Here is a 25,977-nt window from a genome sequence, read left to right on the forward strand (position 1 = left end):
AGAAACCGCAATCTTTTTTATCCTCTGCGGTACATTCAGTATACCCTCAAAACTGAAACGGTTCAGCTCAATAAAGACAGGTTATGCTAAATGAAAAAAGATCGCAAGACAGTCAGAGGAGCAGATATAAAAAAAGCGCATTCGGTCAAAAAAACCGGAATGCGCTTTCAGAATCTGTATCAGCAGATTATTTCAGCAGAGCTTTTGCCTGAGAAACCACGTTTTCAACAGTGAAACCAAATTCACTGAACAGCTGACCGGCTGGTGCAGATTCACCGAATGAATGCATGCCGACGATGGCACCCTGCATACCGGTATATTTGAACCAGTAATCCGCAATACCCGCTTCAACAGCAACTCGTGCGGTCACGGCTGACGGCAGAACAGATTCACGGTAAGCCGCGTCCTGTTTGTCGAATGCATCGGTGGACGGCATGGAAACCACGCGCGCTTTACGGCCTTCGGCTGTCAGCTGCTCGTATGCTTTCACGGCCAGTTCCACTTCAGAACCGGTGGCAATCAGGATCACTTCCGGCTGACCAGCGCAATCTTTCAGGATATACGCCCCTTTTTCGATATCTGCCAGCTGCTGCGCGGTACGCGGCTGCTGTGCCAGATTCTGACGGGAGAAGATCAGGGATGTCGGGCCATTTTTACGCTCAATCGCGTATTTCCAGGCTACCGCAGATTCCACCTGGTCACACGGACGCCATGTGCTCATATTTGGTGTCACACGCAGGCTGGCGATTTGCTCAACCGGCTGGTGAGTCGGACCGTCTTCACCCAGACCGATAGAGTCGTGAGTGTAAACGAAGATGCTGCGGATCTTCATCAGAGCCGCCATACGCACCGCATTACGGGCATATTCAACGAACATCAGGAAGGTCGCGCCGTAAGGAATGAAACCGCCGTGCAGGGCAATACCGTTCATGATGGCTGACATGCCGAACTCGCGCACGCCGTAGTGAATGTAGTTACCCGCTTTGTCTTCATTGATTGGCGCTGAGCCGGACCACATGGTCAGGTTACTCGGAGCCAGGTCAGCGGAACCGCCCATAAACTCAGGCAGTACTTTACCGAACGCTTCCAGTGCATTTTGTGATGCTTTACGGCTGGCAATGCTGGCCGGGTTATCCTGGAGGTTCTGAATGAAGGCGTTTGCATCCGCTTCCCACTGTGCAGGCAGCTCACCATTTACACGGCGGCGGTATTCACGGGCCAGTTCAGGGAAAGCTTTTTCGTAGTGAGCAAATTTCACATCCCACTCAGATTCAGCGGCAGCACCGGCTTTCTTCGCATCCCACTCAGCATAGATTTCCTGCGGGATTTCGAACGGCGCATACGGCCAGTTCAGTGCTTCACGGGTAGCGGCGATTTCCGCATCACCTAACGGAGAACCGTGCGCATCTGCAGTACCGGCTTTCTTCGGTGAACCGAAGCCGATAACGGTTTTGCACATCAGCAGGGATGGTTTGTCAGTAACCGCTTTGGCTTCTTCAACAGCTGCTTTGATCTGGTCAGGGTTGTGACCGTCAATGCCGCGCACGACGTGCCAGCCGTAAGCTTCAAAGCGTTTGGCGGTATCGTCAGTGAACCAGCCCTGAACATTACCGTCAATGGAAATGCCGTTGTCATCATAGAAGGCAACCAGTTTACCCAGTTTCAGGGTACCGGCCAGAGAACAGGCCTCGTGGGAGATCCCTTCCATCATACAGCCGTCGCCCATAAAGACGTAGGTGTGATGATCAACAATATCGTGACCCGGACGGTTGAACTGCGCCGCCAGTGTCTGTTCCGCAACAGCAAAACCGACTGCGTTTGCGATACCCTGGCCTAACGGACCGGTGGTGGTTTCCACTCCCGGTGTGTAGCCGTATTCAGGGTGACCCGGGGTTTTGGAATGCAGCTGACGGAAGGCTTTTAAGTCATCCATCGATACATCATAGCCGGTGAGGTGCAGCAGGCTGTAAATCAGCATTGAGCCGTGGCCGTTTGACAGCACAAAGCGGTCACGATCACTCCAGTGCGGATTGGCCGGGTTGTGCTTCAGATAGTCGCGCCACAGTACTTCCGCGATATCAGCCATGCCCATTGGTGCGCCGGGGTGTCCGGAATTTGCCTTTTGCACCGCGTCCATGCTCAGGAAACGAATCGCATTAGCAAGAGTTTTACGAGAGGTCATTGTCTACTCCAGGTTCGGATAAAAAGCAGATACAGGCTATTTTCGCAGTGCCGCGCACGGATGGCAATCCTTATCACCGGTCAGAGGCAAAGGGTCGGGGCTGAAAAGGCAACAATGAGACGTCAGGCGAGGCGTGTCTGAGGACAGAAACAATACTTCGCACAGGCGGCATTTTCGCTGACTAAATCGTTTAAGCACCAGGTATTGCGCAACAGCGGAAGTGACCTATTAAACCCGATTACCACAATGAATAGCAAGCGGAAATACCGCATTCTGTGCGCTTATCCGGCGGATGGCGGGAGTTTCCTGCCGGCAGCAGAAAAATTCCGCTTACCGGCAGACGAAGATATTACTGTTTCGCTTTTTTACCGACGACACTGTCAAAATTGAATAAAAGATTCAGCACGATAGCCAGAACAAAGGTCACTATCACGCCCTGGGAAAGAATAATCCGCAGCATTTCCGGCAGCTGAGAAAGGGCTTCCCCCTGACCGTTAAACATCAGCCCGACACTGACTGAAATCCCGACCACCATCATATTGCCCATTTTGGTCATATCGACAGATTTTGTCAGTGTGTCTATCCCCGCCACCGTAATAAAGGCAAAAATCACCAGGGTCGCACCACCGAAAACCGAAGCGGGGATCATGGTCGCAATTGCGGAGAATTTGGGAATAATGCTGAGGATAATCAGGATCAGGCCGCTGCACGCGGTTACATAACGGCTGCGCACACCGGAAATAATAATCACCCCCGCATTGTTAATAAAAGAGGTCAGCGGCGTACAGTTAAACAGCCCGGAAATGGTCACCGCCACCCCTTCCCCGCGCATCGGAGAGTTCAGGGCATTACCTTCCATAGAGCGGTTACACAGGCGGCCGACAGTGGAGAAAGTACCGACAGAATCCAGAGTGGCCATAAAGGTACCGAGGAACATCAGAATAATGGCGGTCAGATCAAACTGAATGCCGTAATGGGCGGGACGAACAAACGAAAACCACCCGGCACTGCTCACAGGGCCGAAATTGACCATATCCATCACCACCGCGACCAAAGTGGCCACGATCAGGCCGATCAGAATCGACATTTCCCGCAACGCGCCTTTACCGAAGCGGTTTAGCAGCACAATTACCGCGATAGTCAGCACACCGAGAAAAATACCGGCCGGGTCGCCGTAGGAGGCATCCCCCGGATAGCCGACAATGCCGGAAAACGAAACCGGCAGCAGGGAAACACCGAGCATTATAAGATAACAGCCGATGACTATCGGTTTGAATAAGAAAGCGATTTTTCCGTACAGCGGCGCGAGGAAGAACAGCAGCACCCCGGAGACCAGGGTTCCGCCGAAGACATAAGGCAGCGATTCAAGCCCCCCGCCGAACCGCGAGGCGATAATAAAAACCGGCGGCATCGCCACAAACGAGGTGCCGAGGATCAGCGGCAGACTGACGCCGACGTATTTGGTGATACTCAGTGACTGGATAAGTGTCCCCACGCCGGAGACAAAAATCGCGGCGGCAATCAGCAGGGTGGTATCTTCCTGTGATAGTTTCAGAACCTGGGAAATCACTATCGGCACGGCAATGGTGCCGGTAAACATGGCAAAAATATGCTGAACAGCATACGGAAACAGTTTCCGCATCGGCATCATTTCATTGACTTCATCACTCCCGGTGTTTGTTTTCATAAATACAACCTCTGTGATTGGTTTTATTGTTTTTACCGGCACAGCGGCGACGGCCGCGCAACCGGTTACGGAAAACAAACAGCAAGATATGTGCCAGCACCTGAACATTATTTATTCACATAAAGTATGAGTGTGGTCACAACGCATTATCAAAATGATAAGAGAGGTAATACCGGGGGATGATAATGATACAGGGCGATTGTGCAGTGTAAAAACAGAAAAGCCCTGACATTACTGTCAGGGCTTCTGTAATCTGGCGGAACGGACGGGACTCGAACCCGCGACCCCCTGCGTGACAGGCAGGTATTCTAACCAACTGAACTACCGCTCCGTGTGTTCCTTTTCGGGAACGGTGCGGATAATACGATGCCGGTTCCCGTTCGTCAATACCTGATTTGTGTAAATCCATGCAATTGCACAGTTTTTCACCTGAATATACTGTTTTATACGGGTCACCGCACACGACACACGGTCTCCCGCAACGCGCTCATCCGGTTTCAGGGCGCGGTTTGTTTTTCCAGATCAAGCAGATAAATCATGGCCTCATCCCGGCTATCCCCGCACATTTCCCGCGAGGGCTGTAGTCCGCTGCAAACCGCCGGACGCAGCGGTGAGCCGAAAATCAGGCACAAATTCTGCTCCGATAACTGAACGCAGCGGGTATTGGCAGGTTTACCGTCCGGCATCCCCGGAATCGGTGATGAGATGGATGGCGCAGTACAGCAGGCACCACAGTCACTGCGGCAGGCAGTCAGCTCCGCCAGATGCACGGGTTCGCCCCTTTTTTCTCCGCCAGATCCAGACGCGCCTCGTGCGCGGCAATTTCCTCATCCGTGGCATACACCACACGCAGACCGCTCTGCGGGCGGGTAACGCGCTGAATAGTCTGAACGTTCTCTTCGCCGCTGCTCTCATTATCCGCTGAAAAAGCCAGTGATGTCTGGCCGCCGGTCATTGCCAGATAAACATCCGACAAAATCTCGGCATCGAGTAACGCGCCGTGCAGCAGACGTTTTGAGTTATCTATCTGATAGCGGTCACATAAGGCATCGAGGTTATTACGCTTACCCGGAAACAGCTGTCTGGCGAGCGTTAAGCTGTCTGTAATGGTACAGAATTCCGCTGTCGGCGGGATCCCCCGGTTCAGCTTGCGGAATTCATAATCCATAAAGCCGATATCGAAGGGCGCGTTATGAATAACCAGTTCTGCGCCACGGATAAATTCAATAAATTCATCTGCGATGTCGGCAAATACCGGTTTGTCCATCAGGAATTCATCACTGATTCCGTGCACACCAAAGGCTTCCGGGTCCACCAGCCGGTCAGGCCGGATATAGAGATGGAAGTTACGGCCGGTCAGGCGCCGGTTGATCACTTCAACCGCACCGATCTCAATAATATTGTGCCCCTCGTAGTGGGCACCCAGTTTGTTCATACCGGTGGTTTCGGTATCGAGAACAATTTGTCGTGTAATATCAGTGCTCATAATGGCGTTTTGTGTCAGACTCAGGTAATTGCCAATCAATCAGAGGAAGAGTCTACCAGAGATGAGTGACAAGGTAGAAATTTTCACCGACGGCTCCTGCCTCGGAAATCCGGGCCCCGGCGGCTACGGCGCACTACTGCGTTATAAAGGCCATGAAAAAGCACTCAGTGAGGGCTTTTTTCTTACCACCAATAACCGGATGGAGCTGCTGGCCGCTATTGTGGCGCTGGAAACCCTGAAACGTCCGTGTAATATCGTGCTGACCACCGACAGCCAGTATGTCCGTCAGGGCATCACACAGTGGATCCATAACTGGAAGCGGCGCGGCTGGCGCAAAGCGGATAAATCCCCGGTGGTGAATGTCGATTTGTGGCAGCGCCTGGATGCCGCCATCACCCGCCATCAGATTGACTGGCAGTGGGTGAAAGGTCATGCAGGGCACCCGGAAAACGAACGCTGTGATGAACTCGCCCGGGCAGCGGCAGAATCTCCGTCACAGGACGATACCGGTTATCAGCCGGCAACGGAATAATCCTCAGCGCCGTTTCAGACAGCGCGGCGGCGTCTGCTGGCGTGTCGCGCCCACCACATTGTTCAGTTTCGGCCGCAGCAGGCGCAGCTTCTGCGGTGTGAACGTCAGCGGCACCGTACGTTTACGGGCCACAATCACCCCCAGACAGCCGAAAATACGCGCATGCCGGTTGCCGAAACTTGCCGGATCACACCAGGGGATCGGCGTGGTAAGCCGGTGATACATAATTTCGTAATTAAGCAGACTGAGCCAGTCGAGCATACGGAACTGTGAAAACATCCGGCTGCACTGCGGCTCCCGGTTCAGACGCCACGGGATCAGTTTGCGTGCCCCCAGCAGGCTCAGCGGGTTAAATCCGCTGATAATCAGCCAGCCGTCCTCAATCAGGACACGGTCAGCCTCGCGCAGCAACCGGTGCGGATCACTGCTGTAGCCCAGATTATGTGCCAGCACACAGACATCCGCGGATTTGTCCAGAAACGGCAATTGCGCCGCCTCCCCGAATACCTGTAAGGTGTTACCCTGCGGTGCCACATTCACCTGATGCGGGATCATGCAGCTGCTGCTGTCAATTTCACAGCTCAGCGTGCCGATCTTAATCAGATGAAAACCAAACATTTTCGGCCACCAGGGCGCCAGCTGTGCTTCCAGCGATTGCCGGAAGCGGCGCCCGCAGGGAATATCGCACCACGAGTCCGGCATCGTCAGAGTTTTTGTCGCTCGTGCAGAAAACATGGCTTTATCCTTGGTTCACACTCAGAAAGGTGAGGTATCTATGGAGCTTATCAGAATTTCCGCGTTATCAGATAACTACATTTGGCTATTACGGGATAATGCGCACACCTGTGTCATCGTTGACCCCGGCGTCAGTGAGCCGGTACTGAATACACTGCGGGAGCGGGGACTGACCCCTTCAGCCATCCTGCTGACACACCACCATGCAGATCACACCGGCGGCACGGCGGAGATTGTGTCACATTATCCCGGCCTGCCGGTTTACGGTCCCGCCGAAACCCTGCCGAAAGGCGCAAATCACTGCGTGCAGGATAATGACACTATCACCTGCGGCGGGCTGACATTTCAGGTCATGGCAGTGCCGGGGCATACACTCGGTCATGTGGCTTATTATTGCGAACCTTATCTGTTTTGCGGCGATACGCTCTTCTCCGGTGGCTGCGGCCGTATTTTTGAGGGCACACCGGCACAGATGTTCCGTTCGGTCAGCCGCCTTGCGGCGCTGCCGGATGAGACGCTGGTCTGCTGCGCACATGAATATACACAGTCTAACCTCGCCTTTGCGCGCGCTGTCTGGCCGGAAAACCGTGATATTCAGGCATATCAGCAATATATTGCAGAATTACGTCAGAATCATGAAGCTACGCTGCCCGTCACACTGAAAACAGAAAGGAAAATTAATGTTTTTCTTAACTGTGATAATATTGATCTGAAACATAATTTATCAGTAAGTAAACATACGGCGACAGCTGAAGAAACTTTTACGTCTTTACGCGCAAAAAAAGATCAATTTTAGCCGTAATCGTTGTCAGGGCGGAATAACACCAGTATGATTGCAAAACCTACAGACTTAAGAATAATAATGCTGATTCCGCCAACATGAAAATCAAAGCAACACTTCTTGCCGCCGCAATTTTGCTGGCGGGGTGTCAGACTGCGCCGCAGAAAACTGCTCAGAACCCTCATTATCCTTCCGGTAACGGCTTTTTACTGACTGCCCGGCAGATGAACACAGCAAAGGCATCCTCTGTCAGTCCCGAAGATGATATCTGGGGTTATATCCGTGATGAAATGAAGATGAACATCCCGGACAATGATCGTATCCGCGCCGAAGAACTTTCTTACCTCGCCAAAAAGAGCTATCTCCACGATGTGACACTGCGCGCAGAACCTTACATGTACTGGATCATCGGTAAAATCGATGAACGTAACATGCCGATGGAACTGGTTCTGCTGCCCATAGTGGAGAGTGCTTTTAATCCGCATGCCACCTCACCGGCTCAGGCTGCCGGGTTATGGCAGATTATCCCGAGTACCGGCAAAGCAAGCGGGCTGAACCAAAACCAGTGGGTCGATGATCGCCGTGATGTGGCTGCATCCACCACTGCCGCGCTGGATTTACTGGAGCGCCTGAATACTATGTTCGGCGGAGACTGGGCACTGACCCTGGCCGCGTATAACAGCGGTGAAGGCCGCGTGCTGCGCGCGATGGAAGCAAATGCCGCCGCCGGAAAACCAACAGATTACTGGTCATTATCCCTGCCGAAAGAAACCATGGATTATGTGCCGCGTATTTTTGCCCTGAGCAATGTTATCCGCAACAGTGACCGTAACGGTGTGAATTTACCGGTACCGGATGCAGAGCGCGCCCTGGCACGGGTGAATATCGGTCAGCAGATTTCCCTGGATGTCGCGGCACAGTTGCTGGATATGCCGGTTTCCAGACTGAAAGATTACAACCCGAGCCTGAAACGCGGTGTAACCTCACCGGCCGGTCCTCACTATCTGATGCTGCCGAAAACCAAAGTCGACCAGCTGATGAGCGCATTATCTGATGACGCGGTACTTAATGATATCCGCACAGCGGTCGCGAGAAACAATCAGCGTACTGAACAGCTGAGTTCACCGGCAGGCCGTGCGCAGGCCGCGAAGTACAAAGTGAAAAGTGGCGATTCATTCTACGCCATTGCCAACCGCCATAAGATGACCGTCGCCGAGCTGAAAAAGCTGAACGGACTGAAAAGCGCCGCGGTTCTGAAACCGGGACAGACATTGCAGGTAAAAGGCAGCCCGGTGGTGAAACCATCTAAAGCCGCAACCAAAAATGCTATGCGTCTGGCGAAGTATAAAGTGCGTCAGGGTGATTCTTACTACAGTATTGCGCAGCGCCATGGTGTGACACTGAAAGAGCTGATGTCCTGGAACAGTAAAGTCAAAATGAAGGACTTGCATCCGGGTATTGAGTTAACGGTTTATGTTGCCAATAAACGCGGCTGATAATCACTGAATCACCACGCTTTATCTGAAGCCCTGCATGATGCAGGGCTTTTTTATATCCGGTGATATCCGAATGTCTTTCCGGCTGCTCTTCTTCTCTCCCGCACTTCTGCGATATCAGTACATCCGCACCGATATTCTTTGTTGCCGGTATAAAAAAACCCGCTGATAGATCAGCGGGTTTTCTGTGTTGAACTTTGCTTTCGTGTTTATTATCAGCTGTGCCGTTATACCCAGAACAACCAGGCGAAGGCTGAGATAACAATGATACAGGCGATATTCAGCACACCACCGACCCGCACCATCTCAGACTGTTTGATAAACCCGGTCCCGAACACTATCGCATTCGGCGGTGTCGCCACCGGCAGCATAAAGGCACAGGATGCACCGATACCGATAATCATGGTCAGCGCCATCACCGGCATTCCCAGACCTTCTGCCACACCGGCAAAGATAGGTACCAACAGTGCGGCACTCGCGGTGTTACTGGTGAACTCAGTCAGCACAATAATAAAGGTGGTGACAGCGATAATAATCACCAGCCAGCTGCTGTTACCAAAGGAGGTTTTCATCCAGTCCGCCATCACTTCACTGGCACCGGAATCTTTCAGGATCATACTCAGTGTCAGACCGCCGCCGAACAGGAACAGAACTCCCCACTCGGTGTTGTTCTGAATCTGTGACCAGCTGGCCACCCCGGTAATACCAATCAGGACAGCGGCACTCAGGGCGATAATAGTATCGAAATCTTTAATTTTACCCAGCAGATCACTCAGCGGTGCACTGCCGATCCAGCAGATAACGGTCAGACCGAAAATCGCCAGTGTCAGCAGACGTTTTGGTGTCCACTGAACCTGCTCCACTTCAATTTCAAAGCGGGCACCGAGCTTCGGACGTAACATCAGGTACATAATACCGAACATAATCGGCATCAGGATCAGCACCATCGGAATGCCGTATTTCATCCAGGTGAAGAAGTCCATTCCCAGCTGGTTTGCGGCAATAATGTTCGGCGGGCTGCCGACCATCGTTCCCAGGCCGCCGATACTGGCGCTGTACGCCACGCCCAGCAGCATAAATACGAACGTGTTACGGTCGTGACGGATATCGAGGTTCCCCAGAATACCCAGCACCAGCGGTAACATCATCGCGGCGGTAGCAGTGTTACTGATCCACATGGACAGCGCACCGGTCACACTGAACAGCAGAATCACTGCCGCCCATAAACGACCGCGGGCAATCAGCAGCAGGCGGTTGGCAATCAGGCGATCCAGCCCCTGAATATGCAGTGCCGTCGCCAGCGCAAAGCCACCGAAGAACAGGAAAATGGTCGGACTGGCAAAAGACTGTAATGCCTTACCTGCGCCCAGTAATCCGAGAAAAACGGCCAGAATCGGGATCAGTAACGCGGTCAGCGTGACATGAATCGCCTCAGTCAGCCATAAAACAGCGACGAACACCATCAGCGCCAGCCCGGCATTTTCTTTGTCGCTGTAGGGCAGGTATTTCAGCAGCAGTATCAGCACCACGATGTCCAGAGCCAGTATGATGAGTCCCTTTGTATTAAAAGAACCCAGCCCGGTGGATTGGGTGAGCGTTTCTGAAGCGTCCATGATAATTCCCTCAGTAGGATGAAAAAGTATTCACGAAACCGATTGCTGTCATAGTTTAATAACCGGTATTTTTGCGTGAATGCTAAAAATGTTAAACAATTTATCTTCATGTGAAATATAAAAAGTATTAATGACAAAATACATCACAAATCGTCCGTTTTGCGATCTGAGGCAACAGAATAAGTAAAAAAACTTGTCATAGCATGGTAAACAACCAGTTTTAGTCATTGAGGGAACGGATAAAAAGCGGGGAAATATTCGTAAGATAAGATAACGCAGACATAAAAAAAGGTGTGTCCGCCGGACACACCTTTTTTAACATTAACAGTAACAATTACTGACCTTTGATCTCTTTGCGGCCGTGGAACGGAGCACGTTCGCCCAGCGCTTCTTCGATACGGATCAGCTGGTTGTACTTGGCAACACGGTCAGAACGGCTCATAGAACCGGTTTTGATCTGGCCTGCTGCGGTACCGACAGCCAGGTCGGCAATCGTGGCATCTTCGGTTTCACCGGAACGGTGAGAGATAACGGCAGTGTAACCGGCGTCTTTCGCCATTTTGATAGCAGCCAGTGTTTCGGTCAGTGAACCGATCTGGTTGAATTTAATCAGAATGGAGTTAACGATACCTTTTTCGATACCTTCTTTCAGGATCTTGGTATTGGTCACAAACAGGTCATCACCGACCAGCTGGATTTTATCGCCCATGACTTTAGTCTGATACGCGAAGCCATCCCAGTCAGATTCGTCCAGACCATCTTCGATAGAAACGATCGGATACTCTTTGGTCAGCTCTTCCAGGTAGTGAGTGAATTCCTGAGAGGTAAAGGTACGGCCTTCGCCTTTCAGTTCATACATACCGGTTTCTTTGTTGTAAAACTCAGATGCTGCACAGTCCATCGCCAGGGTAACGTCTTTGCCTAACTCGTAGCCTGCTGCTTTAACAGCTTCTTTGATATCAGCCAGCGCTTCTGCGTTAGAGCCCAGGTTTGGTGCATAACCACCTTCATCACCCACAGCGGTGTTCATGCCTTTCGCTTTCAGCACTTTTGCCAGGTGATGGAAGATTTCAGAACCCATGCGGACAGCTTCTTTCAGAGATGGCGCGCCGACAGGCTGGATCATGAATTCCTGGATGTCCACGTTGTTATCAGCGTGCTCACCACCGTTCAGGATGTTCATCATCGGCAGCGGCATAGAGTATTTGCCCGGGGTGCCGTTCAGTTCTGCGATGTGTGCGTACAGAGGTAAACCTTTTGATGCGGCAGCGGCTTTGGCGTTTGCCAGAGACACAGCCAGAATCGCGTTTGCACCGAAGTTGGATTTGTTTTCAGTGCCATCCAGGTCGATCATGATCTGGTCAACTTTTGCCTGATCTTTGGCATCCTGACCCAGCAGCGCCTGTGCGATCGGACCATTTACCGCGCCGACTGCCTTCAGAACACCTTTACCCAGGAAACGTGATTTATCACCGTCACGCAGTTCCAGCGCTTCACGGGAACCGGTAGATGCGCCTGACGGAGCTGCCGCCATACCCACAAAACCGCCTTCCAGGTGTACTTCAGCTTCTACAGTAGGGTTACCGCGGGAGTCGATGATTTCACGGCCGATCACTTTAACGATTTTGGACATTAGGTTTTCCTCAGTACAAGTTAAATTTTCAGATAAGTAACCGGCACTTACAGCCGGTCACTCACCTCACATCTTATTTTAGCAGACCTTTCTGGTTATCAGAGGCTGCCTTGACAAAACCTGCAAACAGCGGATGACCATCACGCGGGGTAGAGGTGAACTCCGGATGGAACTGACAGGCCACAAACCACGGATGGTTCGGGTTCTCGATGATTTCCACCAGTTTGTTATCCACTGAACGGCCCGCAACCAGCAGACCCGCATCTTCAAGACGCTTCAGTAACATGTTGTTCACTTCATAACGATGACGGTGACGTTCAGTAATCGCATCTTTGCCGTACAACCGGCGAACCAGGGAATTGTTCGTCAGGTGGCATAACTGACCGCCGACACGCATTGTACCGCCGAGATCGCTCTCTTCGCTGCGGACTTCAATATTGCCGTCTTCATCGCGCCATTCAGTGATAAGCGCAACGACCGGGTACTTACAATCAGCATCAAATTCCGTGGAGTTCGCGTCATCCATACCAGCCAGATTACGGGCAAAGTCAATCAGTGCCACCTGCATCCCCAGGCAAATGCCCAGATACGGAATGTTGTTCTCGCGGGCATAGCGGGCAGTCATAATCTTGCCTTCCACACCACGGGAACCGAAGCCGCCCGGCACCAGAATCGCATCCAGACCCTGTAACAGTTCTGTACCGCGGGTTTCCACATCCTGAGAATCAATCAGTTTGATGTTCACAGTGACGCGGTTTTTCAGGCCGCCGTGTTTCAGTGCTTCGATAACGGATTTATAGGCATCCGGCAGTTCAACATATTTGCCGACCATCCCGATGGTGACTTCACCTGACGGATTGGCTTCCTCATAAATCACCTGCTCCCATTCGGAGAGATCTGCCTCAGGAGCATTAATGCTGAATCGTTTACAGATATAATCATCTAATCCCTGGGATTTCAAGAGGCCGGGGATTTTATAAATGGAATCTACATCTTTCAGACTGATCACTGCTTTTTCAGGAACGTTACAGAAAAGCGCGATTTTGGCGCGTTCGTTAGCAGGAATCACTCTGTCTGAACGGCAAATCAGCACATCCGGCTGAATACCGATGGATAATAATTCTTTCACTGAGTGCTGAGTCGGCTTGGTTTTTACTTCACCGGCAGCCGCCAGATACGGAACTAAAGTCAAATGCAGATATAAGGTGTGTTCACGGCCGACTTCCGCCGCCATCTGACGGATAGCTTCCAGGAACGGCAGTGATTCGATATCACCGACAGTCCCGCCGACTTCCACCAGCACCACGTCATGACCTTCACCGCCACGGATGATACGGTCTTTGATTTCGTTGGTGATGTGCGGGATAACCTGAATAGTGGCACCGAGATAGTCGCCGCGGCGCTCTTTGCGCAGAACTTCAGAGTAAACACGTCCGGTGGTGAAGTTATTGCGGCGGGTCATTTTGGTGCGGATGAAGCGCTCGTAGTGACCTAAGTCGAGATCAGTTTCAGCGCCGTCGTTGGTGACGAAAACTTCCCCGTGTTGGGTCGGGCTCATGGTTCCCGGATCGACGTTGATGTACGGATCCAGTTTCATCATGGTGACATTGAGTCCACGGGCTTCGAGTATAGCCGCTAAAGAGGCTGCGGCAATGCCTTTACCCAGAGAGGATACGACCCCGCCGGTCACAAAAATATAATTAGTTTTCATGCTGAACCTGAAAGTTTAGGTGTAATAGATGATGGATATAACAGGACGGGAAAATAGTATACCCTAACCTTATTTTGGCGACAAATAATCTCGTCACCTCTTTTCGGTTATCCGTCGCTCCCGGGGCGGTAAAAACCGCCTTTTTACACTAACTAATCAACGTCTTACATTTTATAAAAAACTTTTCATTCTCCGGTAAAATCATTAGCTGAAAGCATTAAGCTTACCCCTCACGGGATTTAACATCCTGCCAACTTTTCTCCATTTCATCAAGTGTTGCTGATTCCATGGTCAGTCCGCGGGCGGCAATATCGCTCTCCACCTGACGAAAACGGTTCTCAAACTTACGGCAGGCTTTTTGTAACACCATTTCCGGTTTATGTCCCAGATGACGGGAAAAATTCACCACCGCAAACAGCAAATCACCCAACTCTTCAGCCACGCGCTCATCATTCACCTGCGGCTGATTCACTTCCTCCATCACCTCATCCAGTTCCTCGTACACCTTACCGAGCACCGGCGGGAGTGTATCCCAGTCAAACCCAGCAGACGCACAGCGTTTCTGAATTTTATAGGCACGCATCAGGGCGGGCAGTGTTGCCGGGATATCATCCAACAGGGAATATTGTGATTTTTCAGCACGTTCAGCACTTTTTCGCTGCTCCCAGCCGGAAATGGCCGCTTCCGCGCCGATCCCCTGCTCACGGGCAAAAATATGCGGGTGGCGGCGGGTCAGTTTGTCACTGACAGCGGCAGCGATATCCTCAAAATCAAAACGCCCCTCTTCTTTCGCCATCTGCGCGTAAAACACCACCTGAAATAATAAGTCACCTAACTCACCTTTCAGATCGTCAAAATCTGCCCGCTCAATCGCGTCCAGAACCTCATAGGTCTCTTCCAGGGTGTAAGGGGCGATAGTGGCATAAGTTTGCGCTTTGTCCCACGGACAGCCGTTTTCCGGGTCGCGTAACTGCGACATGATCGCCAGCAGGCGCTCAACTGATACAGACATGTGATTAATTCCTGAATATGATTTCCTGCTTCTTACTGAGTGTGACGTTTTGCCTCAATCACATCCGGCAGCTGGTTCAGTTTTGCCAGTACACGGCTGAGGGTCTGGATATTGTAGATTTCCATATCCATATCAATGGTGGCAATCTGCTGTTTCACATCACTGTGGCTGCGCACTCCGAGAACATTGACTTTCTCGTTGGCCAGAATGGTGGTGATATCGCGCAGCAGGCCGCTGCGGTCATTCGCCACCACCCGCACCACCAGGGAATAGCCGCTGGAGTAACTCGCACTCCAGACCGCTTCCACCAGACGCTCAGGTGCCTGTTCCTGCAATTCCGCCAGCTGTTCGCAATCCGCACGGTGGATGGAAATCCCCCGGCCTTTGGTGATAAAGCCGACGATATCATCCCCCGGAATCGGCTGGCAGCAGCGGGCGATGTGATGCATCAGGTTACCGACGCCCTCAACCACAATACGGCCGCTGCTCTGGTGAGCCGGTGCCGGTTTGGCCGGCGGGGTTTTTTCCAGAGTTTTCAGAGCCTCGCGGTCGGCTTCTTCCGCTGTCGGCTTGTTCAGTTTGCTTTGCAGGTAATTCGACAACTGGTTAATGCGGATATCACCCACACCAATACCGGCCAGCACTTCATCCAGCGAGTGAACGTTATAACGGGCAATCAGCAGTTTTTCCGCCTCTTTCAGGCTGATATCCTGCGCGGCCAGTTCGTTGTCCAGCATCTGCCGCCCGGCGATAATATTTTTATCGCGATCCTGTTTACGGAACCAGTTATGGATCTTGGCGCGGCCCCGGCTGGTGGTGACATACCCCAGATTCGGGTTCAGCCAGTCACGGCTCGGGTTCGGCTGTTTCTGGGTGATCACTTCAATCTGATCGCCCATCTGCAACTGATAACTGAACGGCACAATACGGCCGCCGATTTTTGCACCGATGCAGCGGTGACCCACATCACTGTGGATATGGTAGGCGAAATCGAGCGGCGTGGAGCCGGCCGGTAAATCCACCACATCCCCTTTCGGGGTAAAGACGTAAACGCGGTCATCAAACACCTGACTGCGCACTTCATCCAGCATTTCGCCGGAATCGGCCATCTCTTCCTGCCACGCGATCAGTTTACGCAGCCAGGCGATACGGTTTTCGTAACTGCCGGTTTTCCCGCCGCCCGCAGTACCTTCTTTGTATTTCCAGTGCGCAGCAACGCCGAGTTCCGCATCCTCATGCATCTGCCGGGTGCGGATCTGAATTTCCAGGGTTTTGCCCGCCGGACCCAGCACCACGGTATGAATCGACTGATAGCCGTTCGGTTTCGGGTTCGCCACATAGTCATCAAACTCATCCGGCAGATGACGGAAATGGGTGTGAACAATCCCGAGCGCGGCGTAGCAGTCCTGAAGACGCTCCACCACAATCCGCACAGCGCGGACATCAAACAGCTCATCAAAGGAGAGCGATTTTTTCTGCATCTTGCGCCAGATACTGTAGATATGCTTCGGCCGTCCGTAGATCTCGGCCTGAATGCCCTCTTCTTTCATGTCGTTGCGCAGGGTCGTGACAAAGTTATCAATATACTCTTCGCGGTCAAGACGGCGCTCATGCAGCAGGCTGGCAATGCGTTTGTAGTCATCCGGGTGCAGATAACGGAAGCAGTAATCCTCCAGCTCCCATTTCAGTTGCCCGATCCCGAGGCGGTTCGCCAGCGGGGCATAAATATTGAAACACTCTTTGGCGGCCAGAACGCGCTCGTCCTCACCGGCATCTTTCACTTCGCGCAGATGGGCTATCCGCTCCGCCAGCTTGATAACCACGCAGCGGAAATCTTCCACCATGGAGAGCAGCATACGGCGGATGTTATCCACCTGCACCGAACTGGTTTCGTCATTATGAGTGGCTTTGAGCTGACGGATAGCATCCATATCCATCACACCTTTGACCAGCAGCCAGATAGCGGGACCAAAGGCTTCGCTTATCTCTTCCTCTCCGAGGATCTCCGCTTCGGCCAGCGGAAAAAGCAACGCTGCGCGCAGACTGTCGAGATCCATACTGAGGGTGGATAAAATCTCCACCATCTCAATACCGCGCCCGAGCAACAGCGCCGCATCCTGATGTCCATCAACCTTCTGATGACAGTAATGCCAGACCTCTTCCAGTTTTTCACCCGTCACCGGGTTATGCAGCCCGAGGCTGTTAATCCAGTGTGCCGGGTCAAACTCACCGGCCGGTGTTAAATGCGCACTTCTTACCGCGACCATACATTCTCCCTACTGACTGACCGGTGGTGTCTTTGTGAAAAGCACCATCGACTCCAAATGGCCGGTTTGCGGAAACATATCCAGCATACGGACAGCATTCCGGTGATACCCGGCACCATGCAGAACCTGACTATCCCTTGCAAGTGTTGTGGGATTGCAGGAAACATAAACGATGCGCTCAGGGGAAAGCGCAACAATATGCGGCATAATCTCAGCCGCCCCGGCACGAGCCGGATCCAGTAATACTTTGTTAAACCCGGAAGCCGCCCACGGCTCTCCGGTAATATCCTGCGACAAATCCGCGTGATAAAATGCGGCATTCGCCAGATTATTGAGACGGGCATTCTCCCGTGCCGTGCGGACCAGCGCGTCCACGCCTTCCACCCCGACAACCTCACCGGCGCGTTCCGCCACCGGCAGCGTAAAATTGCCCATCCCGCAGAAGAGATCTAACACGCGATCGTGTTTTGTCAGCTCCAACCAGTTCAGCGCCTGCGCCACCATCAGCTCATTCAGGGCACCGTTCACCTGGATAAAATCCTGCGGGCTGAACTGTAATTTTAACCCGGCTACCGCGTAATGCGGAGGATACGGCGCACAAACTGCCACAGGCGGTGCACCGGCACTGCCCTGCAGATAAAGCGCGGTATTGTGTTCAGCACAAAACGCTGTCAGTGCGGACAAATCCGCATCGCTGAGCGGTGCCAGATGACGCAGCACCAGCAGCGGACCGCTTTCGGTATCCGCCAGTTCCGCGTGACCGAGTTCCGGTGCGGCGGCCAGAGACGACAGACAGCGCTGTAAGGGTACCAGTAATGCCTCCAGACGCGGAACCAGCACCGGACACTGTGTGACAGCAACGGTTGATTTGCTCTGCGCCTGACGGAATCCCATGGTCAGCTGTTTTGTTTTCGGGGAATACACCAGCGCCAGCCGCGCCCGGCGGCGGTAGCCGTACTCTTCTCCGCTCAGAACAGGAACCTCACCGCACGCCTCACCCGTTTCGCGGGTCAGCAGATACGCGAGATACGCCGCTTTGGTTTCCCGCTGCATAGCAACCGGAATGTGCTGCTGCTGGCAGCCGCCGCACTGCCCGAAATGACGGCAGACCGGTTTGCGGCGCGCCGGGCTATCAGACAGGCGTTTCACCACACTGCCTTTGGCATAGTGACGCTTTTCTTCCGTCAGCCTGACCTGTGCGGACTCACCCGGCATCAGATCCGGGATAAAAACAGTTTTTCCCTGAAGGCGGGCAATGCCCTGCCCGAGGGCATCGAGAGAGTCAGCGGTGACAGTGACAGTCCGGGACTGCCGCGGGGTCTGACGGGGCTGAGAATAAAATTGCGCCATAATGATAAAAAACGTTGTCTGTGAGGCCGGTGATTTTCCCATAAAGCAGCGTATTGACCAACGGATTCTTCGGATACACTGCAAATAACACGTCATGAACCGGTTAAAAATGCGTGGCGCTGATTATACCATACTGCCGGATAGTGCCTCAGCACTATTTGTTAAAAGGATAAATGATATTTATCGTTACACATCAGTGCTGCCGGTTTCATTATTTATAATGCCTGATACCGCACTATCCGCTGAATAATACGCAATATCAGCCGCTGATAAATAATAAATTTACATGAACTTACCGGTGCTGATTTTTTAGCACAAAAAAAACCGTTATTTAAAAAATAACGGTTTATTGTTACCGGAAATAAAAATGTATCCTGATATGACAGCGTTATGCATCCTGCTCCGGCCACAATCCGCCGAAATGCATTAACTCCCCGCTGACCAGGAAACGGGTGATCATTTCATCCGCCGGGGTCATTCTGTTTGCCAGACGTCCACTGAGTAACTGCAGCCGCGCCGCTTCATTCAGCAGACCATGCTGCTCCAGTGCGCGCCGGGCGGCGATAAGCAGTGTCTCAACCACCGTGGAAACGGTCAGGTCAGCAAACGGTTCGCAGGCAATCGCATTAAAGCGGGCGTCCGGCTGTACGCCGTAATTAAAGGAAATGGTATCATCCAGCACCAGCCCGAGGATCCACGCACAGAATGCGCCCATCAGCGCAGGGTCCGGAACCGCATCGAACGCTTTGAATTCAATCCGTCCGTGCTCACCCTCGTTACGTGCCGGATAAATAAAGTCATGCGGATACACCGCCGAGTTGGTCAGGAACCCTTTACAGGCCGGACGGTGACAACTGCGCAGTGCGGTACGGCGCGATAAGCCGCCCCATAACTGCCCGTTTTCCAGCGGGCCGTTCAGCGAAAGCGCCACCAGATACGGTGCGAAGAACGTCAGTTTTTCAACCGCATGCACAACACGGGCGTCACTCATTTCCGGCACGGAAATATTGATATCCGGACCGCAGGTCTGCATTACCAGATCGGCGTGGCGGAAAGCGGCGTGCTCCTCACGGAACGCTTTTTCCCATGCATTCAGCGGCGGATTAAACTGATAGCGCGGCGAAACCGGATGATAAGCACTGATTGCCAGCCCCAGCCCGCACGCTTTCAGGCGTTCACTCAGTTGCGCTTCAATGATCTGCAGGGAATCCAGTGCCGCTGTCACCGACTTTGCCGGTGGCGTGCGGATTTCTATCCCTTTGATAACCTGGGCAATGAGTTTGCCTTCCGGTGAAAACCGCTCATCGCCCTCAACATACCAGTAACCGGCTTTAATACCCGCATCACCCTTATGCAGCGAGGCATCATCCATCCCCGGGCGGTTATTCAGTGCAGGTGTCAGCTCTGACAGGGTAATATTGTCAAAGGATTTAATACCGGCGGCACTTTTATTCCGGTACTGTGTCAGCCAATATTCAAATTCAATCCCGACCCGATACTCTTTTTGCATACGTGATGTAATCCCGGTTAATACTTTTGGTGCGACGGCATAGTCCCTGAAACGAATTCAGGCTGCGACAATATGATGAACAGATCCGCTACCGAATACAGTGAATCTATTTCAGCAACACCTGCGGATTAATCGTAGCAACAATTCCGGTAATATTGAACCGGAATTGTCAGGTCATTTGTGCTAAAGTGCTGCCATTAATCAGCAGCTTACTGACAAACGGAGAAACGCCGGAATTCTTCGTAAGCGTAATGGTCGGTCATACCGCTGATATAATCCTGAATCAGCCGGGCGCGGTAATAAAATTCCAGGATGGTCTGCTCTTCCTGCGGTTTATCTGCCAGTGCGGCAACAGCTTCCCCGTAAGCCGCCCGCTGCTTGCGTGACAACTTATGTAACAGCCGCGTTTCGATAAAATAGTGTTTGTGAAAGTTTTCACGGACCAGATCGGCGAAATCCGCCTGCGGCATCATTAACAGCGGCCGGTAGAAATCCAGCAGACCGTTGATGATCCGGAATCCCTGTAATTCCAGCTCTTCCACTTCGTGATGGGTAAACACATATTTAAACGCGACCCGTTTCAGGGTTTTCAGCAGACGGTGCTCTTCACTTTTATCTTCCAGCAGCGCCTGATTATAAGTACCCGCAAACACGGCGGGCAGATTATCAATAAAGCGCTGCGCAGTGTACGGCACCAGTTTATTGGTGATATAAACCCGCAGATACATAAAAAACTGATCCTGCGGGCTGCGGTGCTGACTGCGGGTAAGCGACTGATACGCCTGCTCAACGGTATCGCGGAACAGCGCGGAATCCGCAGAGCCTTCCAGCGCCTGCCACTCCTGGCGCAGATAGGTCACCAGGGTATCCGGGGTCAGAATACCTTTCTCCACCGCATCATCCAGATCCGCAATGCAATACGAGATATCATCCGCCGCTTCCATAATATAACTGAGCGGAAAACGGCAGAACTCGCCGAGCTGTAATTCATCACGCAGCCGCTGAATCAGGGTATTTTCAGACCAGTAATAGCCCGGTTTTTTGGTGAGATAATCGAACTCCTCCGGCACCGGCTCTAACTGCCAGGCAGGACGGGTATATTTCAGCACACTGCCTATCTGGGCAAATGTCAGATTCAGTTTCAGCAGATGGTGTGCCATCCGCATTCCCTGGGCATTCCCCTCAAACAGGCACAAATCACGACGCAGCTGACAGCGCAGATGGTCCGCCTGCGGTGAGCCGGTCAGGCGCAGTGCGGCAATCTGACAGTTATCCTCATCTCCGGTCTGCGGCTCGCCCAGCAGATTACTGAACCATTTCTGAATCGCCGCCTCCCCGAAATGCCCGAACGGCGGGTTGCCGATGTCATGCATCAGACACGCCATTTCAACCACACTTTCAAAGGCATCCGTACGCTCATCCAGGCCGTATTCTTCCAGCTTTTGTGATTGTTTCAGCTGACTGAGGATCGTTTTGGCGATATAGCGCCCGACCTGCTGCACTTCCAGGGAGTGTGTGAGACGGCTGCGGACGGCGGAATTCTGCTCCAGCGGAAACACCTGGGTTTTCTGTTGCAGACGACGGACAGCGGCAGAATTGATAATACGGCCACGATCGCTTTCAAATGCCTGATTCACCAAAAACTCTTGTGCGGATCCCTCCGCAGAAGCACCAAACTGGCGGTGAAAATTCAGCTTCTTTTTAAAATCAATAACCGGCACGTCGCCTCCGTCTTCTTATCCGCACGGGAAAAGACACCACCCGCCGGGATTCAGTGATAAACTGTTGCTAATCCGTTATTATGCAGTTCAATTTCTATTCATGGAGTATGACATAATGAAAGTCGGTATCATAGGTGCGATGGAGCAGGAAGTAACCCTGCTGCGTGATCAGATTACCAACATGCAGACCCTCCGCCACGGCGGCTGCGAAATCTATACCGGTCAGATTAACGGTGTTGATGTTGCACTGCTCAAATCCGGTATCGGCAAAGTCGCCGCAGCGATCGGTACCACTCTGCTGCTGGAGCTGTGCAAACCGGACGTGGTGATTAATACCGGTTCTGCCGGTGGCCTCGCCCCGCATCTGAATGTCGGCGATATTGTTGTCTCCTCGGAAGTCCGTTATCACGATGCGGATGTGACTGCCTTCGGTTATGAACCGGGCCAGATGGCACAATGCCCGCCGGCCTTTATTGCTGATGCCGGTCTTATCGCACTGACTGAAAAATGCATTCAGACTCTCGGCCTGAACGCCGTGCGCGGCCTGATTTGCAGCGGTGATGCCTTTATCAACGGCGCAGAGCCGCTGGCGCGTATCCGTACCACCTTCCCGTCAGTAATAGCAGTGGAAATGGAATGTGCGGCTGTCGGCCACGTCTGCCATCAGTATCAGGTACCGTTTGTGGTGGTCCGCGCTATCTCTGACGTGGCAGATAAAGCCTCGCACCTCAGCTTTGATGAGTTTCTGCCGCTGGCAGCAAAGCAATCATCTCTGATGGTAGCGGAAATCCTCGCCAATATTGATTCACTGAAATGATAAAATCGTCATTGCACCTCGCCGGGTTGCTGCTTTTGCTGGCCACCTGCGGGGCACAGGCCGCGGCACAGAGAGTGATCGCGCTCTCTCCGTCACTGGCGGAGATAGCGTATGCCGCCGGTCTGGGGGATAACCTGGTCGGCGCCAGTGCTAACGCGGATTACCCGCCGGAAGCGAAAAACATTGAACAGGTATCCAGCTGGCAGGGACTGAACCTTGAGCGCATTATTGCCCTGAAACCGGATCTGATCATGGCCTGGCGCGGCGGCAACCCGCAGCGCCCGCTGAGCCAGCTGGAGCATCTCGGCATCAAAGTCGAGTATTTCGATCCGCGCAATCTTGATGAAATTGCGGATGATCTGGATCGCCTCGCGCCTTACAGCCCGCAACCGGCACTGGCGGAAAAAGCGGCTGCCGATATGCGCCACGGGATTGACGCCCTGAAAACCCGCTACGGCGATAAACCGGAGAAACTGATTTTTCTCCAGTTTGGTCAGAACCCGATTTTCACCGCGTCCGGCACCACCCTGCAAAGTGAAGTGGTGACCCTGTGCCGGGGTAAAAACGTGTTTGCCGACAGCCCGGTGCCCTGGCCGCAGGTCAACCGTGAGCAGGTACTGACCCGCAGACCGGACATGATCCTTATCTCCGGAGATGACCGCGAAGTGGAAAATGTAAAGCGCTTCTGGTCTCCGCAGCTTGATGTGCCGGTGATTACGATTAATGCCGACTGGTTCCAGCGCGGCACGCCCCGGCTGTTAAAAGCTGCAGAAGAATTATGTGAGAAAATAAATAACACCTGATATGAATATATCATGTTAATAATATGCCGCTTATTATGCGGCATATTCTTTTTTTATTTTTCTGTATTTAATTCAGCTTTATCTTTCCTGTTATTATTACTTATTTTCCCGCGACTATTATTATTCCGTAAACCCGAGAAGATTCCGATACCCGTCAGCGCCGGAGCAGGCGACAATGTCACAGACTGAATAAAGAAACGGACTGTAACGATGATTAAATATCTCAAAGGTGATTTACTGAGATCTGATGCTCAGTCACTGGTAAATGCCGTTAATTGTCAGGGCGTTATGGGAAAAGGGATTGCCTATCAGTTCAGACTGGATTATCCGGTAAATGCGCGCGCCTATGAAGCTTTATGCAAAGAAAATAAAATAGGTGCCGGCCAGTTATCAGTGACTGATGAACACGGCCGTAAAATTATTAATTTCCCGACCCGGAATAAATGGGATTCACCTTCCGGTTATGAATTTATCGAAAGTGATCTGCGTGAACTGAAAGCCCTGATTAAAAAACAGGGGCTGAAATCCGTGGCAATTCCGGCACTCGGCTGCGGCAGCGGCGGGCTGGAGTGGCGTCAGGTGGATAATCTGATCCAGACGCACCTCGGTGAATTAAGTGATACAGAAATAATGATCTATCCGCCGGTCAAATATATTGATGACAGCATCAGCCCGCATCATGTGCTGGTCTGGTGGATTGATAACTGTCTGCTGATCCCGTCACGCTACAATCTTTATATTGCCCTGTATATTCTGCAACGCCTGAACGGCATGAATCTGTTTAATTTCAGCGACACCATCAGTACCCTCTATTCCGATGATGTTGATCGCTATGTTAATGATCTGCGCGACCGGATTGCTCATTACGGTCTTGATTTTAATACCGTGATCGACGTGCAGATTAAACTGAACCGCGAACATCCGGAAAACCCGCTGCCGGTCTTTGATCACTATCTTAACCGGGTAATGGGGTCGCTCAATCCGCTGACCTACAGTGACCAGTCTCTGCTGCCGGCGATGATGATTGACGGATTACTGCAGGGTAAGGCGATCAAAGAGATCACTACTATTCTGCGTGATCGCTATCAGGCACGGGATATTGATTTTGTGCTGTTCCGGGCGAAAAACGGCGGTCTGCTGAAAGACAATATCTTAGGGGATGTGATTCTGACCCGCTGATAAAAAAATCCGGACGCTCTCACGTCCGGATTTTTTGTTTCATGCAGCGTATTACGCGCCGAGTGAGAAGAACACCACACGACCAACCGCTTCACCGGCAAATACACAGATGGCCGCCAGTGCCATCAGCAGTGTGCCGTTAGTGACCTGTGCATTTTTCTGGCACAGCAGGCGACCGGCAAAGAACATCCCCAGCCCGATCAGCACCACGCGGATGATATTCAGGTTCAGCAGCCCTTCCGGCATGGCTCGCGGTGTCATCCCGGCGTAAATTGGCTCACCGATATTGCCGAGCAGTGACAATGCGCCCAGCAGCATCAGCAACAGTCCGGCCACACCGGCAGCGAGGGAAATTTTCACCACACGCTGAATCAGCACATCCTCACGGGCAAAGCCCAGCGCTGTCACCAGCAGCAGACCAGCGATCATCCCGCCGGTCAGCAGCACCGTGCCGAAGAATCCGGCATAGGTAAACAGCCCGCCCCACAGGTTAAACAGGGTATTCGCATACAGTGCGGACATCGCATACATATACACCAGCCCCGCCGCCGCACTTAACAGCAGCAGAAAGCCGTTCACCTTCTGTTTTAACAGCAGCAGCGCGACACTGAAGAACAGCAGCGCCATATAAATGGCGGTCGCCCAGACTTCACGGCTCATCCACGAGGTCGAGACGTGCAGCATGGTGTAAAACATATGGAACGGATTCCCCATATGGAACAGGGAGCCGAGTAAGCCGACACAGCCCAGCAGGAAAGAAGCAACCAGCGGAACACGCACCCATTTCATCCCGGTGCGGGCATCCGTGCAGCCGAACAGACGGAAATAACAAAGCAGCGTGATCACCAGGCAGCCGACCGAAGCCTGCATAAATAAGGTGAATATAACAAGAGGCAGTTCATGCATGATAATTCTCCTTATCCTTTGGTGCCGACAACCAGGTTCGGCCGGGTAATGGATGAGTTCGGCAGACCGCCGATATCGGCATTGGTGCCGTATTTTTTGCGCAGTTCACTGATCAGACCAAACTCAATGGCGCGCATCGGACAGGAATCCACACACATCGGATTACCGCCCTGCTCCCGCAGATCCAGACAGGTATCACATTTGGTCATCATACCGATCGCCGGATCAAACTGCGGCGCTTCATACGGACAGGCCCAGGTACAGTAGCGGCAGCCCACACACTTATCATGATCCACCAGCACCACCCCGTCCTCTTCCCGCTTATGCATTGCGGTTGTCGGACAATGGCTGACGCACTGCGGATCGTCACAATGGTTACAGGCAATGGAGAGATGCCAGCGGCGCGGGCGCGGATATTCCCCGGCCTCGATATCATACACACGGCGGAAATTACGCCCGACCTCGAGATCGTTCTTATCCTTGCACGCCACAACACAGGTTTTGCACCCGATGCAGGCGGCGACATTTATATAAAATCCAACTTGGTTATCCATGT

Annotated in this window: 21 protein-coding genes and 1 tRNA gene; 6 read left to right on the top strand and 16 right to left on the bottom strand. The window is 52.5% G+C overall.

What is annotated here, in order from left to right; translation table 11 throughout:
- Window positions 1-187 precede the first annotated feature (187 nt).
- The 5 genes from tkt to dnaQ all read right to left on the bottom strand — a co-directional run bounded on the left by tkt (window position 188) and on the right by dnaQ (window position 5,355).
- Window positions 188-2,182: a transketolase gene (gene tkt / locus ACSBQN_RS14265; protein ID WP_036408650.1), complete on the bottom strand. Its 1,995-nt coding sequence runs from the start codon at window positions 2,180-2,182 to the stop codon at window positions 188-190.
- Between the two features lie 349 nt (window positions 2,183-2,531).
- Window positions 2,532-3,869: a uracil-xanthine permease family protein gene (locus ACSBQN_RS14270; RefSeq protein ID WP_036408647.1), complete on the bottom strand. Its 1,338-nt coding sequence runs from the start codon at window positions 3,867-3,869 to the stop codon at window positions 2,532-2,534.
- 254 nt (window positions 3,870-4,123) lie between these two features.
- Window positions 4,124-4,200, bottom strand: a tRNA-Asp gene (locus ACSBQN_RS14275).
- 166 nt (window positions 4,201-4,366) lie between these two features.
- Window positions 4,367-4,639, bottom strand: a complete 273-nt coding sequence (locus ACSBQN_RS14280) for a YkgJ family cysteine cluster protein (RefSeq protein WP_024472709.1) — start codon at window positions 4,637-4,639, stop codon at window positions 4,367-4,369.
- Window positions 4,621-5,355 (bottom strand): DNA polymerase III subunit epsilon, encoded by a 735-nt coding sequence (gene dnaQ / locus ACSBQN_RS14285; RefSeq protein WP_024472710.1) that lies wholly within the window; start codon window positions 5,353-5,355, stop codon window positions 4,621-4,623. The genes ACSBQN_RS14280 and dnaQ overlap by 19 nt, the downstream gene beginning before the upstream one ends.
- A 61-nt stretch (window positions 5,356-5,416) precedes the next feature.
- On the opposite strand from dnaQ, the gene rnhA reads away from it, so the two are divergent.
- Window positions 5,417-5,887: a ribonuclease HI gene (gene rnhA, locus ACSBQN_RS14290; protein ID WP_024472711.1), complete on the top strand. Its 471-nt coding sequence runs from the start codon at window positions 5,417-5,419 to the stop codon at window positions 5,885-5,887.
- A gap of 3 nt (window positions 5,888-5,890) precedes the next feature.
- On the opposite strand, the gene ACSBQN_RS14295 is transcribed toward rnhA, so the two are convergent.
- Window positions 5,891-6,622 carry a methyltransferase domain-containing protein gene (locus ACSBQN_RS14295; protein ID WP_024472712.1) on the bottom strand — a complete coding sequence of 244 codons (732 nt, stop codon included), beginning with the start codon at window positions 6,620-6,622 and terminating at the stop codon, window positions 5,891-5,893.
- A 40-nt stretch (window positions 6,623-6,662) separates the two neighbouring features.
- On the opposite strand from ACSBQN_RS14295, the gene gloB reads away from it, so the two are divergent.
- Window positions 6,663-7,418: a hydroxyacylglutathione hydrolase gene (gene gloB / locus ACSBQN_RS14300; protein ID WP_024472713.1), complete on the top strand. Its 756-nt coding sequence runs from the start codon at window positions 6,663-6,665 to the stop codon at window positions 7,416-7,418.
- An 83-nt stretch (window positions 7,419-7,501) separates the two neighbouring features.
- A complete protein-coding gene (mltD, locus tag ACSBQN_RS14305) occupies window positions 7,502-8,899 on the top strand; it encodes a murein transglycosylase D (RefSeq protein WP_024472714.1) in 1,398 nt (465 codons plus the stop codon).
- A 227-nt stretch (window positions 8,900-9,126) separates the two neighbouring features.
- Here the strand turns inward: mltD and ACSBQN_RS14310 are convergent, their stop codons facing one another.
- From ACSBQN_RS14310 to dgt, 8 genes are all read right to left on the bottom strand, one after another.
- Window positions 9,127-10,512 carry an SLC13 family permease gene (locus ACSBQN_RS14310; RefSeq protein ID WP_354632922.1) on the bottom strand — a complete coding sequence of 462 codons (1,386 nt, stop codon included), beginning with the start codon at window positions 10,510-10,512 and terminating at the stop codon, window positions 9,127-9,129.
- A gap of 334 nt (window positions 10,513-10,846) precedes the next feature.
- Complete coding sequence (gene eno / locus ACSBQN_RS14315) at window positions 10,847-12,145, bottom strand: phosphopyruvate hydratase (protein WP_004235956.1); 1,299 nt, start codon at window positions 12,143-12,145, stop codon at window positions 10,847-10,849.
- 73 nt (window positions 12,146-12,218) lie between these two features.
- Window positions 12,219-13,856: a glutamine hydrolyzing CTP synthase gene (pyrG, locus tag ACSBQN_RS14320; protein ID WP_004235957.1), complete on the bottom strand. Its 1,638-nt coding sequence runs from the start codon at window positions 13,854-13,856 to the stop codon at window positions 12,219-12,221.
- 223 nt (window positions 13,857-14,079) lie between these two features.
- Complete coding sequence (gene mazG / locus ACSBQN_RS14325; RefSeq protein ID WP_004235958.1) at window positions 14,080-14,868, bottom strand: nucleoside triphosphate pyrophosphohydrolase; 789 nt, start codon at window positions 14,866-14,868, stop codon at window positions 14,080-14,082.
- 32 nt (window positions 14,869-14,900) lie between these two features.
- The gene (gene relA, locus ACSBQN_RS14330) at window positions 14,901-17,135 is read right to left on the bottom strand and encodes a GTP diphosphokinase (protein WP_024472717.1); all 2,235 of its coding nucleotides are present in this window, start codon (window positions 17,133-17,135) and stop codon (window positions 14,901-14,903) included.
- Between the two features lie 9 nt (window positions 17,136-17,144).
- Complete coding sequence (gene rlmD, locus ACSBQN_RS14335) at window positions 17,145-18,527, bottom strand: 23S rRNA (uracil(1939)-C(5))-methyltransferase RlmD (protein WP_080740636.1); 1,383 nt, start codon at window positions 18,525-18,527, stop codon at window positions 17,145-17,147.
- Window positions 18,528-18,873: 346 nt separating this feature from the next.
- The gene (locus ACSBQN_RS14340) at window positions 18,874-19,995 is read right to left on the bottom strand and encodes a glutamate-cysteine ligase family protein (protein WP_214167808.1); all 1,122 of its coding nucleotides are present in this window, start codon (window positions 19,993-19,995) and stop codon (window positions 18,874-18,876) included.
- A gap of 209 nt (window positions 19,996-20,204) precedes the next feature.
- Entirely contained in the window at window positions 20,205-21,716 is a 1,512-nt protein-coding gene (gene dgt / locus ACSBQN_RS14345) for a dGTPase (RefSeq protein WP_024472720.1), read from the bottom strand.
- A gap of 115 nt (window positions 21,717-21,831) precedes the next feature.
- Between dgt and mtnN the strand changes: the two genes are divergently transcribed.
- The 3 genes from mtnN (at window position 21,832) to ACSBQN_RS14360 (ending at window position 24,515) form a co-directional block, all read left to right on the top strand.
- Complete coding sequence (mtnN, locus tag ACSBQN_RS14350) at window positions 21,832-22,533, top strand: 5'-methylthioadenosine/S-adenosylhomocysteine nucleosidase (RefSeq protein ID WP_004235964.1); 702 nt, start codon at window positions 21,832-21,834, stop codon at window positions 22,531-22,533.
- Window positions 22,530-23,336, top strand: coding sequence for a vitamin B12 ABC transporter substrate-binding protein BtuF (btuF, locus tag ACSBQN_RS14355; protein ID WP_434991728.1), 807 nt, complete (start codon window positions 22,530-22,532; stop codon window positions 23,334-23,336). Before mtnN ends, btuF begins: the two co-directional genes overlap by 4 nt.
- 210 nt (window positions 23,337-23,546) lie before the next feature.
- Complete coding sequence (locus ACSBQN_RS14360) at window positions 23,547-24,515, top strand: macro domain-containing protein (protein WP_354632924.1); 969 nt, start codon at window positions 23,547-23,549, stop codon at window positions 24,513-24,515.
- Between the two features lie 51 nt (window positions 24,516-24,566).
- On the opposite strand, the gene ACSBQN_RS14365 is transcribed toward ACSBQN_RS14360, so the two are convergent.
- Together ACSBQN_RS14365 and ACSBQN_RS14370 are read right to left on the bottom strand one after the other, a co-directional pair.
- Window positions 24,567-25,421, bottom strand: coding sequence for a dimethyl sulfoxide reductase anchor subunit family protein (locus ACSBQN_RS14365; RefSeq protein ID WP_024472723.1), 855 nt, complete (start codon window positions 25,419-25,421; stop codon window positions 24,567-24,569).
- A gap of 11 nt (window positions 25,422-25,432) precedes the next feature.
- Window positions 25,433-25,975, bottom strand: coding sequence for a DMSO/selenate family reductase complex B subunit (locus ACSBQN_RS14370; protein WP_004238898.1), 543 nt, complete (start codon window positions 25,973-25,975; stop codon window positions 25,433-25,435).
- Between the last annotated feature and the right edge of the window lie 2 nt (window positions 25,976-25,977).

It is taken from the genome of Morganella sp. B601 (assembly GCF_051172335.1).
GTDB lineage: Bacteria > Pseudomonadota > Gammaproteobacteria > Enterobacterales > Enterobacteriaceae > Morganella > Morganella morganii.